Below are 14646 nucleotides of genomic sequence, written 5' to 3'. Positions count from 1 at the left end.
GGTAGGCTCGCCCCATGGCGGACGTGCCGGACGGGGTCGATCCACGGGAGTGGCACTACGGCGAGTTCTACGGGCATCGGGACGCGCCCGGGCCCTGCCTGCTGGTGTGGGGGAACTGCCAGGCCGAGGCCCTGCGGGTGCTGCTCGATCCGGTCGCGGGCGACCGCTGGAGCACGGTCCGGATTCCCCCGGTGCACGAGCTCACCGAGGCCGACCTGCCGCACCTGGATCGCGTCCTGGATCGAACCACCGCGCTGATCGCGCAGCCGGTCCGCGAGGACTATCGCGAGCTGCCGCTGGGCACCGGCCAGGTCGCCGAACGGACAGCCGGCGCGCGGACGGTCCGGATCCCGAACCTGTTCTGGGCGGCGCTGCACCCGTTCCAGGTCCTGGTCCGCGGCGCGGCCGGTGATCCGCCGGGGGTGCCCTATCACGATCTGCGGGTGCTGACCGGGGCGCCGTTGGACCACCGGCCGCCAGCGGGCGCGGCACGAACCATCGCCGCGGAGTCGCGGGAGGAGCTCAAGCATCGGCAGCAGCGCGACGACACCCTGCCGGCGGATGACCTGTTCGCGGCGGCCGACACCGCCGCGACCAACGTGATCAACCACCCGGGCAACGCGGTGCTGATCGGGCTGGCGGGACGGATCGCCGAAGAGCTGGAGCTTTCGGGGACGGTCGCCGACCCGGGCAGAGAGTTGCTGGGCGGTCTGCGTGCGCCGATCCCCGACTGGGTGGTCGAGGAGTTGAGGCTGAGCGGGGAGCCGCGCAGCGGTTGGGTCGTCGACGGTCGCGAGGTGGCCGAATCCGAACTGGCCGAGACGCAGCGCGCCTGGTACGCCGAGCACCCCGAGCTGGTCGAGGCCGGCCGGCAGCGGCACGCGCGGACCATCGCCGCGCTGGGGCTGCCCGGGTGAGCTGGCTCAGACCGCCAGAGTCGACTCGTCGGTCTCGCGGCCGAGCTCGCGCACCCAGTCCTCGGGGTGCTCGGCCCATTCGATCAGGTCCAGCAGATAGCGCGGCCAGATCCACGCGTTGGTGTCGGCCAGCTCGGCCAGGGTCCACCAGCGGTGCGACTTCAGGGTGAGCTGCTCGTCCTCGGTGTGGCCGGAGACGTCGACGACGAACTTGGGCACCAGCACCAGATAGAACAATTCCTCCTGCTCCAGCACCTGGTCGGAATAGCCGTGCACGGCGACCCGGCGCGCGACCGGGCCGGTCAGCTGCGGCTCCAGCACGTGCAGTCCGGTCTCCTCCTGCAGCTCGCGGATCGCGGCCTGTTCGGGGGTTTCGCCGGGGTCGATGCCACCGCCGGGGGTGACCCACCAGCGCACGTCGGCATAACCGGGATCGGAGTCCTCGAACAGCAGCACCTCGTCTCCGGCTAGGATCACCACCCGGACGGCGGTGCGGCTGCGGTGCGGACGCTGCTCGGGTGGGAGCGGGACGAAACGCGGTTCGTTGGTCACGGGGCTCAGCTAACCACGATTCGACAGCACCGGCGGGCACGTCTAGGCTCGGGCGTCCGCCCGGCTGCCGGGCGGTGACGGTTCCCGCCGCTGCGCGGCGTCGGCGCGCTGACACGCGCCGAATGAGGAAAGTGCACCCGATGGAAGACCTGGAGCTGGTGGCCGAACGCGACCACCTGTCACTCAGTCGCGCCACCCTGCGACGCATGCGCGAGGCCGCCGAATCCCTGCACAGGAAGGGAATCAGCGCCGGCAACGAGGTGTCGACCAGGCTGTTGGAGCAGGCGTTGTGGCGGCGGATGCGGTCGTTGGAGGACGACCCCGAGGTGCCGTTGTTCTTCGGCCGCCTGGACTATGACCGGCAGCTGGGCGCGGATGCCGACGAGCGGTTGTACATCGGTCGGCGACACGTGGTCGGCGAGGCCGGCGGGGAGCCGCTGGTGATCGACTGGCGGGCGGACATGTCGCTGCCGTTCTATCGGGCTCGTCCGGGTGCTGCGCTGGGGGTACGCCTGCGGCGCCGGTTCGGTTTCGACCACGGCCGGCTCACCGCGCTGGAGGACGAGGACCTGACTCGACTCGGCGGGGATGCCGGGCAGGCCGGGGACGAGCACAGCGGGATCCTGGAGTCGGAGATCGAGCGGCCTCGGAATGCCCGCGAAACGAGGGTCAGCCGGCGGCCCGGACGCGGACGCCCTTGCGGACGTCGGGCAGTGCTGAGGGGGTCTGGGCGATGCGCAGCTGGTCGGTCTTCTCCTTGGCCAGCACCACCAGGCGGCTCTGCAGCTGGTCGATGCGGCGGGCGAGCTCGGCGGGGTTGAGGCTGTCGCGGTAGGCCACCAACTCTGCCTGCTGGGTCGGTGAGATGACCTCGGCGGCCAGCAGCCGGTCCAGCGGGGTGGCCGGGGCGTCGTAGAGGCGCTTGCGCCGCCCGGCGCGGTCGGTGCCCCAGCCGACGGGCTTCTTCGTCGGGGTGAGGAAGTTGAAGCGGTCATTGACCAACGGCCACAGCCGGTTCAAGACGCGCAGCTCCTCCTCGGTGTCGTAGCGGTAGTAGAACCCGAACCGGCGCACCAGGTGGTTGTTCTTCGACTCGATCGTGGCCTGGTCGTTCTTCTTGTAGGGCCGGGAGCGGGTGAAGTAGATGTCCGCGCCGGCAGCCCACTTGATGACCGCGTGGTTGAGGAACTCACTGCCGTTGTCGAAGTCCAGCCCGTTGACCGCGAACGGCACCTGCTCGACGGCGGTCTGCAGCGCCCCGAGCACGTGGACGTGGGCGTTGTTGCGCACCGAGCGCGTGTGCACCCAGCCGGTGTGCACGCAGGTCAGGTTCACCGTGCGGGCGAACTCACCCTTCAGCGTCGGGCCGCAGTGGGCCACGGTGTCGACCTCGAAGAACCCCGGCTCGGCCTCCACCTCATCCCCGGCCTTTCGGATCTTGATCGCCGAGCGCAGCAACGGCGAAGGTTTGGTCGTCGAGATTCCCCTGATCGGGTCCTTCGCCCGCGCCGGGGCCAGGTAGCGGTCGATCGTGGCCGGGCTCGTCGCCAGCAGCTCACCGCGCACCGCGAGGCTGTAGCGGCCCTGCCCGTCGACGAGCTCGCCGTGGCGCTCCAGCCCAGCCAGCAGCGTGGCCATCGCCACCGCCAGGTACTTCCCGCACTGCCCACCGGAGGCCGCCCACACCTGCTGCAGCACCTTGCGCGCGTCATAGGAGTACTTCGACGCGCGCTGCCTGCGGGGCACCACGGCCACCTGCCGGCCCGCCCCCGGACTCCGCGCGGCGGCAGCGGTCAACCGGCGGCGGGCGTTGTCCCGCGACCAGCCCGTCACCCCCACCACCTCATCCAGCACCCGGCCTTTGCCCTTCTTGGAGGCCTTCGCGTACGCCTTGGCGTACCTGCTGGTCACATCGGCACGTGTCGCCATCAACAGCTCACTCCCCATGCCCCATCAGCATCACCGTTTCGCGGGCACTCCTACGTGAGGCACCGAGGGCGTTTCGCGGGCACATTAGGTGAGTCTCGTCGGAACGTTGACACCCGTTCGAGGGGCCGACTACCGTACGAAGGCACTGGCCGGCGCGAAGTGGCGCCGAAGCAACTTTCGGAGGCATGACCGATGAACGCGATGAAGGTCGAAGAGGACGGCGGGCTGGTCATCGACACCGGCGCGATGGAGTGGCGGACGCTGGCACCCGGCGTCGGCATCAAGGTCCTGCGGCTCGACCGGGCCACCGAGGGCTGGACCGTGATGATCCGCTCGGAGGCCGGCTCGGTGCTCCCGCCGCACCGGCACGAGGCACTGTCCGAGATCTACATCATCAAGGGCAAGGGCCATCACCCCGAGACGGGGGACTTCAAGACCGGGGACTACGTGCTCGAGGCGGCGGGAGCCACCCACAGTGCGCTGCACTTCTCCGAGGAGGTGGTCCAGGTGATGGTGGCGCACGGGCCGTCGACCTTCCTCGCCGGGGACGGCTCCCCGACGTTCGTCATGGACGTCGAGATGCTCACGCAGTTCGCCGACGAGGCGGTGCTCGCCGGCGCCTGACTGACACGCCCAGCCGCGCCCGCGGCGCCCAGGGCCGCACCGGTGGAGCCCGGTGGTGCGCACGGACCGCACCACCGGGCTCCCTTGTCTGTTCCCGGCTCCGACGCTGGTGCGGGCCGAGCTGAGCGAGTCGCTGTGCATCCAAGGGGCGCCGGGGACCGGAAAGACGGCGGTCGGGCTGCACCGGGCGGCGTACCTGTTGTATTCGTTTCGCAACCAGCTCTCGCGGTCCGGGGTGCTGGTGGTCGGGCCAAACGATTCGTTCCTGGGCTATATCGGAGATGTCCTGCCGGCGCTCGGTGAGATCGACGCACGATCGGAGACCCTGGAAACCCTGCTCGGCAAGGAAACCGGGCATCCGGTACGGGCCGACGATCCGGCCGAGGTGGCGGTGCTGAAGGGTGATCCGCGGTTGGCGGAGGTGCTGCGCCGGGCGGTCTGGCAGCACCTGAGGGAGCCGACCGAGACCCTGGTGGTGCCCCGAGGGGCGCATCAGTGGCGGGTGCCGGCCTACCGGATCGCCGAGGCCATGGCCGAGCTGCGGCAGCGCGGGGTGCGTTATGAGTCTGGGCGGGAGTTGTTGGCGCAGAAGCTGGCCCATCTGGTGCTGCTGCGGATGGAGGCGGCGGGTGACTCCCCCGATGATCGGGTGCAGGGGGCGGTGGCGCGCAGTCGTCCGGTGAAGGAGTATTGCGGGCGGATCTGGCCGGCGTTGCGTGCCGATCAGCTGGTGCTGCGGTTGCTCACCGATCCGTCGTTGCGCGCTGCCGCCGCCGAGGGGGTGCTGAGCGAGGATGAGCAATCCCTGCTGCGGTTGGGAAAGAGCGCGCGTACGCCGAAGGCGGCGAGGTTCTCGCTGGCGGATCTGGCGCTGATCGACGAGGCGGGTGATCTGCTGCGGCGTACCGGAAGTCTCGGGCACGTGATCCTGGACGAGGCGCAGGACCTGTCGCCGATGCAGCTGCGGGTGGTGGGGCGGCGGATGACGACCGGGTCGGTCACCCTGCTCGGCGACCTGGCCCAGGCGACCACGCCGTGGGCGAGCCGGTCCTGGCCGGAGGCGCTGGCGCACCTCGGCAAGCCGGAGACCGCGGTGAGCGAATTGGTGGCGGGCTTCCGGGTGCCGGGGTCGGTGATCGACTTCGCGGCCCGGCTGTTGCCGGTGATCGCACCGGGTCTGACTCCCCCGCATTCGGTACGCCGGGCCCGCGGTGAGCTGGTGCTGCGCGAGGTGGCTCCACTGGACGGGTTGGTTGCGGCGGTGCGGGAGCTGAATGCCCGTGAGGGCACGATCGGGGTGATCCTGCCCGATGCGCTGGTGGCCGATGCGCGGAAGATGCTCGGGGGGCCGGTCTTCGGTATCAGCTGTTGGGGGCCGACGACGGCTTCACCTCCCACGTCCAGCTGGCGCCGGCCAGTCTGGCGAAGGGGCTGGAGTTTGATCGCGTGGTCCTGTTGGAGCCGGCAGCGGTGGTGGCCGGCGAGGCGGATCGGGTGACCGGACTGCGCCGGCTCTACGTCTGCCTCACCCGCCCGGTCACCTCCCTGGTCGTGCTGTACGCCGACCCGCTTCCCCCCGAACTCACTGCCCCATCCACTGGCTGAGCGGGTACCGAGGCCCCACGCCGGCTGAGCTGAGCGAGCGTCAGCGTCGAAGCCACTCGCGTTGTTCGAACCAGCCGTCAGGGTGGTGAGTTGTTGGTGGGTCCGCGGTCGCGGTGTAGTCGTTTGCGTCCGGTGTGGGCGGCGTCGAACAGCATCGCCTGGATCTTCTTCGTGGTCTCAGTGGGGTCGTTGACCACATGTTCGGGCGGCGGTTTCCGCCACGTCCCGTAACGGCTGGTCCACGCTTGTTGCCCGGCCGGGGGTCATCCAGTGCAACAGCCCGTTCTTGATCTGTTCGACCCGGAAACCGGCATGGGTTTCCGCTCGGTGGGGGGTGCGGGTGAACGGGGCGAGGTTGGTCTGGTGGGTGGGCCCTTCGGGCCATTCCCTGGTGTGATCGTTGTCCACCCCGTGGGCGAGGAGTTCCTCCAGCTGCGTGCGGAGCACCGGTCCGAGTTCGGGTGATTCCCCGCCCCGGCCTTGGATCAGGTCGAGGGCGTTGACGTGCACCAGCAGTTCGGCGCCGTGGCGGCACTGTTCTGCGTCGGGGGTGACGATTCCCGGCCTCTTGGGGTGCCCATTCGGAGTCGAACTGCCGCGCTTGCTGGAAGGACAGGTGCCGACAGGCCTGCGGGACCTTCCGCGCCACCCACACCGCCACCCTGCCCGCAAGGGTGTGCTGCCACAGGATCGGATGCCGGTGCCGCAGGTTCAACACATCCGCGACCCAGCACTGCGCCGCTCCGGGCGAACACCCCAACGCGATGGCGAGTTCGAGGTGGAAGAACTCGGCGACCTCCGGCGTCCCGTCAAACCCGGGCATGACGAGCTGCTCCCCGTGCAGCACGTGCGGAAACAGGCTGTCCTCGTCCCGGTCCAACGCCGCGTACGCGTCACACAGGGCGGCGATCGTGACGAGCCGTTTCGCCACCAGCGCGCCGATCTGATCACCGTATTCGGTGACGGCGGCGAGCAGCTCGGCGCGGGTGGTGGTGGGGTCATCGGTGTCCGCCTCTCAAGAGAATACTGGCACACGTGTTCGAATCCTCACCCAACGAATTCCGGAGCCTGTGGAAAGAAATCTGGGCTTCGACAGACTCAGCCACCTGGCGATGGGCGGGACGCCCTTTCCGCCGCACCCACCGGGCCCGACCGTCGCCTGCACCCACGCAGTAATGTCGGCGCATGAGCACTCTTCTCGATTCCCTGCCCAGCGGACTGCCGATCGGTGACGCCTGGGTCGACACCGATGAGACCTCGACCGTGGTGTTCCCGTTCGACGGCAGCACCGTGGGCGAGGCGCCGGTCGGAACCGTGGCCCAGGCCGAGCAGTCGCTGACCGCCGCCGAGGGCGTACGCCGGGCCCTGGAGTTGGCGACCGTCGGCCAGCGCCGCGCAGTGCTGCTGGGGGTCGCGGACGCGGTGCGCGAGAACATCGCCGAGCTGGAATCCCTGCTGATACTGGAAACGGGCAAGCCGCTGGTGGACTGCCGGGTCGAGGTCGCGCGTACGCTGTCCACCTGGGAAGCCGCAGCCGAGGAGGTCGGGCACCTGGTCGGCGAGACGGTACCGCTGGACCTGCAGCCCGCCGGCCAGGGGATGATCGGCTTCTTCCAGCGCCGCCCCGCCGGGGTCGTGGTGGGGATCGCCGGCTTCAACTATCCGCTGCTGCTCGCCTCGCACAAGGTGGCCCCGGCGATCGGTGCCGGCTGCCCGGTGATCTGCAAGCCGGCCCCGCAGACCCCGCTGGCCACGCTGTGGCTGGCCAAGGTGGTCCGCGAGCAGTTGGCCGCCAACGGACTCCCTCAGGCGGCCTGCCAGCTGGTCACCGGCGGCGTCGACGTGGGCGACACGCTGGTGACCGACCCGCGCGCCGCGGTGGTGTCGTTCACCGGCTCCGCCACCGTCGGGCACCTGATCGCGCGCAACGCCGCCCCGCGCAAGGCGCTGCTCGAGCTGGGCTCCAACACCGCGCTGATCGTCGCCGCCGACGCCGACCTGGACCGGGCCGTGGACGCGGTGATCCGCGGCGGGTTCTATGCCAACGGGCAGGCGTGCATTTCGGTGCAACGGTTGCTGGTCGACCGGCAGGTGGCCGAGGATTTCCTGTCCAGGCTGCAGAAGCGGCTCCCCGAGGTGATCGTTGGCGACCCGCGCGACGAGGCGACCCGGGTGGCCCCGGTGATCGACCAGCGCAGTCGGGACCGGATCGCCAGCTGGCTCGCCGACGCCGTCGAGCGCGGCGCGCGGGTGCTCGACGGGGAGGACGGCAGCCCCGGGGAGGGCGCCTTCCGCCCGACCCTGGTCACCGGCGTACCCCGTGATGCCGAGCTGTGGCGCGAGGAGATCTTCGGCCCGATCGTGTGTGTCACCGAGGTGGCCGACCTGGACGAGGCGATCGAGATCGCCAACGACTCCCGCTATGGACTGCAGGGTGCCGTCTACACCGCCTCGCTGGCCACCGCCTTCGACGTGATCGACCGGCTGCAGGTCGGCGGAGTGGTGGTGAACGAGATCCCCGGATTCCGGTCCGACGTGATGCCCTACGGCGGCGTCAAGGACTCCGGGATCGGCCGGGAGGGCCCGCGCTGGGCGATGGAGGAGTTCACCGTCACCAAGATGGCGCTGATCCGACCGGCCTGAGGCTCAAGGCGCTTCGACTCGCTCGTTCCTCGCTCGCTCAGGGGACGGAGGCCCAGTCGGGGGTGGGGAGCCGCTCCTCGAACCAGCGCAGCAGGCCGACGACCAGGTCGTCGCGGCCGATGCCGGCACTCACCTGGAGCCCGATCCAGCGTCCGTCGTCGGCGCGGTCGGCGTTGATCGTGCCGGCGGGCTGTCCGGACATGTTGTAGGGCAGGGTGAACGAGATGTGCTGCATTGGCAGCTCCGGGTCGTCCTGCGGCATCGGTTTCTCCGCAGGAAAAGCGAGCACCGGAGCGACCGGCGACAGCACGACGTCGTACGCCGCGGTGGCGGCCCGGGTGACGCGCGCCAGCGCCGCACACTGCTGATAGTTACGCACCGTCTGCGCCCCGTCGAACCGCTCTCCCCCGGCGCACCACTGCCGGATGTAGGGCAGCACCCACTCCTGCTCGGCCTCGCTGCGATCGCGCAGGTCGGCCAGCGATCGTGCCCGCCAGAACCCGTCGATCCCACTCAACAACTCCTCGGTGACGAACGGCTCGACCCGCTCCACCCTCGCCCCCGCACTGCGCAGCAGCTCGGCCGCATGCTCCACCGCGGCAGCGATTCTCGGGTCCACGGGCAACCCGTAACCGGCCTCGGTGTGGACGCCGACCCGCAGCCCGGAGACGTCGACCCGCAACGCCCAGTCCATCGCCGGATAACCGCGGGTGCTGTAGTCGCGCGCGTCGGGAACACCGAGCACCGACATCATCGCCGCGACGTCCTCGACACGGCGACATATCGGCCCGGCGGCCCGCCCCAGATAGGGCACGTCCAAGGGGATCAGCCCCTCGCTCGGCTTGAGCGAGGCCAGCCCCTGCCAGGTCGCGGGCAGACGGATCGAACCGCCGATGTCGGTGCCGCCGTGCCAGGGACCATAACCCCCGGCCGCCGCCGCACCAGCCCCCGCGCTCGACCCGCCGGTGGTCAACGACTGATCCCACGCGTTGCGGGAAATCCCGTGCCTGCTCGAAACCCCGGAGGAGAGCATTCCCCAGTCCGGCATCGTGGTGGCCCCGACGATCACGCAGCCGGCCTCTTCGAGCCGGTCGGTGATCGGCGCGTTGGCCGCAGCCCTCGGCGGATCCGGCAGGGCGGTCCCGGCGGGCATCGGCCAGCCGGCGCGGGCAACGTTTTCCTTGATCGTCACCGGTACGCCGTCCCAGCGCGACCGCGCGCGACCCTCCTCCCGGCGGACCCGCGAATCAGCGGCCTCGGCCCGCACCCGCTCCGGCTCGTACAACCAGAGCGCGTTCAACGCTGGTTCACGATCCGCGATCCGGGTCAGCACCGATTCGGCCACCTGCTCGGCATCGATCTCCCCCCGGGCCAGGCCGTCGGCCAGCTGCACCCCGGTCCGCTGCCACCACTCAGCCATGCGCTCCCTATCTCGAGACGATCGAGTCGATCAGGCTACGCCAGCCGCGTACCAGATCGGCGTCCACGTAGGATTTCAGGGATTCCTGCGGGCGCACTGCGCTGTCCACGTGGAAGGCGCGCACGCCGGCCCGCCCCAGCCAGGGCACCTGCTCGGTGCGCAGGCCGCCGCAGGCCATCACCAGCCCGGCCTCATCGGCGTCCGCCCGGGCGCGGGCGATCAGGTCGTCCAGCCCGTGCTCCAGGTCGCGGGCCGATCCGGCGGTCATCACCTGATCCAGCCGCGGCAGCCGATGCAGCGTACGCCAGGCCCGGTCGGCGTCCAGCACCCGATCGATCGCCCGGTCGAAGGTCCACGGCCAGTCACCCTCGGCCAGCAGCGCACCGATCACCTCGGTGTCCACTTCTCCACGCCCGTTGAGAAACCCGAGCACCAACCCGTCCGCGCCGGCGTCCAGATAGCTGCTGGCCAGCCCACGCAACCGGGTGAACTCCCCACCGTCGGTGCCGAACCCCTCGCGCAACCGCAGCAGCACCCGGATCTGGATGGTGGTGGCGTCGCGCATCCTCTCCACCAGCTCGGGCGCGGGGGCGTACCCGTCGTCGTCCAGCGACCCGACGACCTGGATCCGGTCGGCACCGCCCTCCTCGGCCCGCTGCGCGTCGACCGGGTGCAGTGCGAGAACCTCCAGCAGCCCCCTCATGGCAGGAGTCTGCCACGGGACCCGGCCGCGGTCCGGCAACTACGCCGCGGCGGATTCGCTGACTGCGCGGAAGACCCGGGCGATGTTGCCCGCACCCAGCTGGTGCAGATCCGCGTCACTCCAGCCGCGGCCGCGCAGCTCGGCGAACAGCCGCGGATAACCGGCGACGTCGCCCAGGCCGACGGGCAGCCAGGTCGTCCCGTCGAAGTCCCCGCCCAGGCCGAGGTGGTCGATGCCGACCAGCTCGCGGATGTGGTCGCAGTGGTCGGCCACCATCGCCACCGTGGTCTCCGGCTGCACCGGCCGGTACGCCGCCTCGAACGCTTCCGCCTCCCGGTCCATCCAGGAGAGCCCGGCCTCCCGTTGGGCGGCCTGATAGCCCTCGGCCCACTCGGCGGCGGCCGCCGAGACGAACTTGGTGACGAAGGTGACCATGCACAACCCGCCGCCGGCCGCCATCCGCTGCAGCACGTCGTCGGGCACGTTGCGCGGGTGGTCGTTCACCGCGCGGGCACTGGAGTGGGAGAAGATGACCGGCGCCGTCGATACGTCCAACGCGTCGCGCATCGTGCTCGGCGCGGTGTGCGACAGGTCCACCATCATCCCGATCCGGTTCATCTCGGCGACCACCTCGCGCCCGAAATCGGTCAACCCGCCGTGCCGCGGCTCATCGGTGGCGGAGTCCGCCCAGTCGTTGTTCTCGTTGTGGGTAAGGGTCAGATAGCGCACCCCGAGCCGGTGCAGCGTCCGCAGGCAGGCCAGCGAGTTGTCGATGCTGTGACCGCCCTCGGCGCCCAGCAGCGACCCGATCGGGCCACGCGCGTCGTCGGCGAGCACGGCGTCCAGCTCGTCGGGGGTGGTCACCAGCCGCAGGTCGTCGGCGTACCGGTCGACCATCCGGTGCACCGCGTCGACCTGTTCGCAGGTGTCGGCGAAGAAGTCGCCCGTGCCCGGCACCGGGGTCGCCGAACCGGGCACGAACACCGACCAGAACTGGGCGCGCACTCCCCCGGCCCGCAACCGCGGCAGGTCGGTCTGCAGGGTCGGCTGGTGCCGCGCGATGTCGCGTACGCCGAAGTCGTAGCGGCACTGGGTGCGCAGCGCCCAGGGCAGGTCGTTGTGCCCGTCGACGACGGGCACCAGCGGATCGGCGGAGGCGTTGGGGGTGCTGGAGGTCATGACACCGACTCTGGCACAGGCTGGCGTCGCTCACGCCGGCGGACCACCAGCCGCTGGATCAGCATCGTGACCACCCCGGCGATCAGCATGCCGGCGAGGTTGATGCCGAGCTGGATCACCGAGCCGACGATCTCGCTGCCCACCCAGGTGGCCAGCGCCACCGCCAGGTTGCCGGCCGCCGGGATGGTGGTGACCGAGATGAACACCCCGACCAGTGCGTTCGACTTCGACGCGGTCATCGCCAGCGCCCCCGCAGCTCCGGCCAGCAGGGCGACCACGAAGGACCAGCCGTCGGGGTGCCAGATGAACGCCGTCAGCGGCCGCGGCCGGTCGACCCGGTCGGCGCTGACGAACCCGAGCGCCCACCCCAGCAGGGCGAGCAGCAGCACCGAGACGATCGCCAGCAGATAGCCCCGACCCAGGGTCAACAGCGCCCGCCCGGCCAACCGCGGACGACCCAGCGCCAGGCCCGCGCAGATCGCCGCAACCACCCCGTAGTCGGGACCGACCACCATCGCCCCGACCACGATGATCGAGGAGTCGGTGAGCACGGCGACCGCGGCCAGCGCGGTGGCCAGGATCAGGAAGGAGTAGTAGCTCCAACTCGGCCGCGATGCCGCCTCCGCCTGGTGCAGCACCACGTCCCAGATCACGCCGTCGTCCGGTTCCCCCTCGGCCTCCTGCTCAAGCCGCACGGCGGCCCGGAACGGGGTCGCGGTCGGCTCGCTGACCACGATTCCGCCGCGCTCGGGCAGTCCGCTGCGATCCAGTGCCTCGAGCACCTCGTCGGCGGCCTCCCGTGCCACGTCTGCCTCGATCAGATCACCTGGCGGATCCAGCGAGACGCCGGCCTGCACGGTGACGTTGGTGGTGCAGCGGTCCTCGACCAGCAGGTCGCGTACGCCGTCGCTCAGGTCGGCCGGGACGGTCAGCCGCAGGTGCACAAGCATGCAGCCATCCTGCCGCTGATCGCGGCCCGGCGTACGCCGCGGCGCGGCTAGGTACAGCTAGGGCGTGTAGCCGGTGGACCAGGAGGCGTCACCGTCGGTCACGGTGCCGTCCCGCTCGGCCTCGGCGGCCGCCTTCCCACCACCGCCGACGCCCTTGGGCCAGTGCGCGTCCCCCGGCAGCTGGGACTCGAATGCCGCCTTGGCGCCCGACACCGACTGGGCGAGCGCGTTGGCGGCCACCAGGGCGGCCACGATCACCGCGGCGACGAACGTGAACACCGCCAGGCAGATCGGTACCGTCACCCCGGCAGCGGGCGGGAACGCGCAGGTCACGCCGATCGCGACGACCAGGGTGACCGCGGCGGCGGTGATGGAGATGTCGAGCCCGATCAGGATGTTCTTGCCGCTTGATCCCACCGACACCAGCGTGTTGCCCAGGGGCGTGATCGCCCCCTTGAGCGCGTCGACGGCACCCTTCTGCCGCAGCGCGGAGCCGAAGAACGCCTCCGCACCGTCGCCGGTCCAGTAGTCGTTGGACTTCAGCTTCTCCCGCAACAGGCTGTCCGACAGCGTCTGCAGCTTGGGCGGATAGGTCTTGATGATCGCGTGGCCCAGCGCCTCGACGTTCGCCGGGCCCTGCAACCAGTCGATGATCTCGCCGATCTTGGTGGCGATCTGGTTGACGATCTCGATGCAGCGATTGAACGCGCTGACCAAACCGTCGAGGTAGGCCTGGGCCAGGCCAAAAGTGAAGCGCGCCAGCAGTTCGAGGCCCCGCTGGAAGAGCCGGGCCCCAGTCTCGATGGCGTCGCGGATCCGCTGGATCAGGCCGCGGATCCGCTCGGCCAGCTCGTCCACGAAGGACGGGTCGATCACGGGCGGGAAGGGGAACGGAATCGGTACGGTCATCGCCTGCTCCTCAGTAGATGTTCATGGCGAGGTGGACGTTCTCCTGCTCCTCGCGTTCGTACACGTCGGCGATGTGGCGCAGATTCTGACCGACCGAGTGCAGCTCGGTATCCCCTTCGCGGGTATAGTCCCCGACCCGGGCGACCAGGTCCTCGAACGGCTGCTGGCATTCGCCGAGGATGCCCCAGTCGGGAATCCAGTCACGCCACTGCTCCAGTGACCGGGTCAGGTTGGCGACACTGTCGCCTCCGGTCTCGAACGTGCCGGCGTCGGTGCGCAGGGCGCCCAGCTCGACGGAGAAGTCGGTCATCTCACTTTCCTTCCGGTCGGGTGTTGGTGGCTTTGCCCGGGTCGGGTACGCCGAGCTGGCGCATCATCGAGCGCATCTCGGCGAAGGCGTCGTTCAGCTCGGCCATCGGATCGTCCTCGGCGGCGGACTCCGGGACCGCCTCGCGCAACTGTTCGAGGATCTCGTTGAGCGCGGTCATCAGTCCGACCGGGCTGATCCCCTGTTCCCAGGCGGCGTCGAAGTCGGCGGCCAGCAGCACCCCGTCGGGGGTGAAGGTGAGCGCGGCCTTCCGGCTGCGGGTGCGCAGGGTGAGTTCGTCGGCCCCCTCGGACCCTGCAGACCTTGCGGACCGTTGGCCGAGCCGGGTCTGTGCCTGGTCCAGCCGTGCTGTGGCCGCCTCCAACCGTCCCTGCTGCTCCTGCGGCGAGGCGAGTCGGAAGGTTTCGACCAGCCCCTGCTGGCGGGCCACCACGTCGGCCACCTGGTCCGAGCTGGCCGGTTCCGCCGGGGCGTACGCCGTGGGTGCGGTGTCCGGGTCGATGCCGAGTCGGGCACAGGCGGCGCGGCCGGCCGCCTGCTGCAACGCGGGCACCGCCGGCGCGCGTTCGGCGGTCCAGTGGCTGTCCACGCGGACCGACTCGAGCCGGCCGGAGGCCGAGACGGTGACCTCGAACAGTCCGTCGTCGGAACGGCCGGTCCACTCGGCCGGGGTTTCACCACGGGATTCGGGCGACAGCGTCCCCGACGGCAGCATCCCCGACAGGGCGCTCAGTTCGCCGAGCGCGGCGGCCAGTTCGTCCTGCAGGGCGGCCAGGTCGGGCAACTTGTTGGACATCACCCCATCCTGTCCTGCCCGCGGTTCACCTGGCGTTCACCACGCGTTCAACCGGTGACGGAAGCTTCCGGCGTACCCCCGGGAACGCCGC

The 14646-nt window shown here is 70.5% G+C and carries 15 protein-coding genes; 5 read left to right on the top strand and 10 right to left on the bottom strand.

What is annotated here, in order from left to right; genetic code table 11:
• Nucleotides 1–14: 14 nt before the first annotated feature.
• Complete coding sequence (locus tag CGZ93_RS03655; RefSeq protein WP_094362801.1) at nucleotides 15–917, top strand: WcbI family polysaccharide biosynthesis putative acetyltransferase; 903 nt, start codon at nucleotides 15–17, stop codon at nucleotides 915–917.
• A 6-nt stretch (nucleotides 918–923) separates the two neighbouring features.
• On the opposite strand, the gene CGZ93_RS03650 is transcribed toward CGZ93_RS03655, so the two are convergent.
• Together CGZ93_RS03650 and CGZ93_RS03640 are read right to left on the bottom strand one after the other, a co-directional pair.
• A complete protein-coding gene (locus CGZ93_RS03650; protein WP_094362800.1) occupies nucleotides 924–1469 on the bottom strand; it encodes an NUDIX hydrolase in 546 nt (181 codons plus the stop codon).
• Between the two features lie 669 nt (nucleotides 1470–2138).
• Nucleotides 2139–3398, bottom strand: a complete 1260-nt coding sequence (locus CGZ93_RS03640; protein ID WP_176451617.1) for a DDE-type integrase/transposase/recombinase — start codon at nucleotides 3396–3398, stop codon at nucleotides 2139–2141.
• 192 nt (nucleotides 3399–3590) lie between these two features.
• Here CGZ93_RS03640 and CGZ93_RS03635 point away from each other — a divergent pair, with 192 nt between their 5' ends.
• Complete coding sequence (locus CGZ93_RS03635; protein WP_094362798.1) at nucleotides 3591–4022, top strand: cupin domain-containing protein; 432 nt, start codon at nucleotides 3591–3593, stop codon at nucleotides 4020–4022.
• Nucleotides 4023–4077: 55 nt separating this feature from the next.
• Entirely contained in the window at nucleotides 4078–5520 is a 1443-nt protein-coding gene (locus tag CGZ93_RS03630; RefSeq protein WP_094362797.1) for a HelD family protein, read from the top strand.
• A gap of 284 nt (nucleotides 5521–5804) precedes the next feature.
• Here the strand turns inward: CGZ93_RS03630 and CGZ93_RS18250 are convergent, their stop codons facing one another.
• Nucleotides 5805–6074 carry a hypothetical protein gene (locus CGZ93_RS18250; RefSeq protein WP_141211062.1) on the bottom strand — a complete coding sequence of 90 codons (270 nt, stop codon included), beginning with the start codon at nucleotides 6072–6074 and terminating at the stop codon, nucleotides 5805–5807.
• Between the two features lie 247 nt (nucleotides 6075–6321).
• Between CGZ93_RS18250 and CGZ93_RS18245 the strand changes: the two genes are divergently transcribed.
• Together CGZ93_RS18245 and CGZ93_RS03620 are read left to right on the top strand one after the other, a co-directional pair.
• A complete protein-coding gene (locus CGZ93_RS18245) occupies nucleotides 6322–6816 on the top strand; it encodes a hypothetical protein (protein WP_141211061.1) in 495 nt (164 codons plus the stop codon).
• Entirely contained in the window at nucleotides 6813–8270 is a 1458-nt protein-coding gene (locus CGZ93_RS03620; RefSeq protein WP_094362795.1) for an aldehyde dehydrogenase family protein, read from the top strand. The genes CGZ93_RS18245 and CGZ93_RS03620 overlap by 4 nt, the downstream gene beginning before the upstream one ends.
• A gap of 37 nt (nucleotides 8271–8307) precedes the next feature.
• Here the strand turns inward: CGZ93_RS03620 and CGZ93_RS03615 are convergent, their stop codons facing one another.
• From CGZ93_RS03615 to CGZ93_RS03585, 7 genes are read right to left on the bottom strand one after another with little or no spacing between them, the layout of a single operon-like run.
• The gene (locus CGZ93_RS03615) at nucleotides 8308–9690 is read right to left on the bottom strand and encodes an amidase (RefSeq protein WP_094362794.1); all 1383 of its coding nucleotides are present in this window, start codon (nucleotides 9688–9690) and stop codon (nucleotides 8308–8310) included.
• A gap of 7 nt (nucleotides 9691–9697) precedes the next feature.
• The gene (locus CGZ93_RS03610; protein WP_094362793.1) at nucleotides 9698–10393 is read right to left on the bottom strand and encodes a copper homeostasis protein CutC; all 696 of its coding nucleotides are present in this window, start codon (nucleotides 10391–10393) and stop codon (nucleotides 9698–9700) included.
• A 39-nt stretch (nucleotides 10394–10432) separates the two neighbouring features.
• On the bottom strand, nucleotides 10433–11572 hold the full coding sequence (locus CGZ93_RS03605) for a dipeptidase (protein WP_094362792.1): 1140 nt from the start codon (nucleotides 11570–11572) through the stop codon (nucleotides 10433–10435).
• The gene (locus CGZ93_RS03600; protein WP_094362791.1) at nucleotides 11569–12522 is read right to left on the bottom strand and encodes a DUF389 domain-containing protein; all 954 of its coding nucleotides are present in this window, start codon (nucleotides 12520–12522) and stop codon (nucleotides 11569–11571) included. Before CGZ93_RS03600 ends, CGZ93_RS03605 begins: the two co-directional genes overlap by 4 nt.
• 57 nt (nucleotides 12523–12579) lie before the next feature.
• Nucleotides 12580–13431, bottom strand: a complete 852-nt coding sequence (locus tag CGZ93_RS03595) for a hypothetical protein (protein WP_094362790.1) — start codon at nucleotides 13429–13431, stop codon at nucleotides 12580–12582.
• Nucleotides 13432–13441: 10 nt separating this feature from the next.
• Nucleotides 13442–13741: a hypothetical protein gene (locus tag CGZ93_RS03590; protein WP_094362789.1), complete on the bottom strand. Its 300-nt coding sequence runs from the start codon at nucleotides 13739–13741 to the stop codon at nucleotides 13442–13444.
• Nucleotide 13742: 1 nt separating this feature from the next.
• Entirely contained in the window at nucleotides 13743–14555 is an 813-nt protein-coding gene (locus CGZ93_RS03585) for a hypothetical protein (protein ID WP_094362788.1), read from the bottom strand.
• Nucleotides 14556–14646: the final 91 nt, after the last annotated feature.

Origin of the sequence: Enemella dayhoffiae, from assembly GCF_002250625.1 — a bacterium.
GTDB classification, from domain to species: Bacteria; Actinomycetota; Actinomycetes; order Propionibacteriales; family Propionibacteriaceae; genus Enemella; species Enemella dayhoffiae.
The sequence above is the reverse complement of the archived record's forward strand: the minus strand, read 5'-3'. Positions and strand labels throughout refer to the sequence as shown.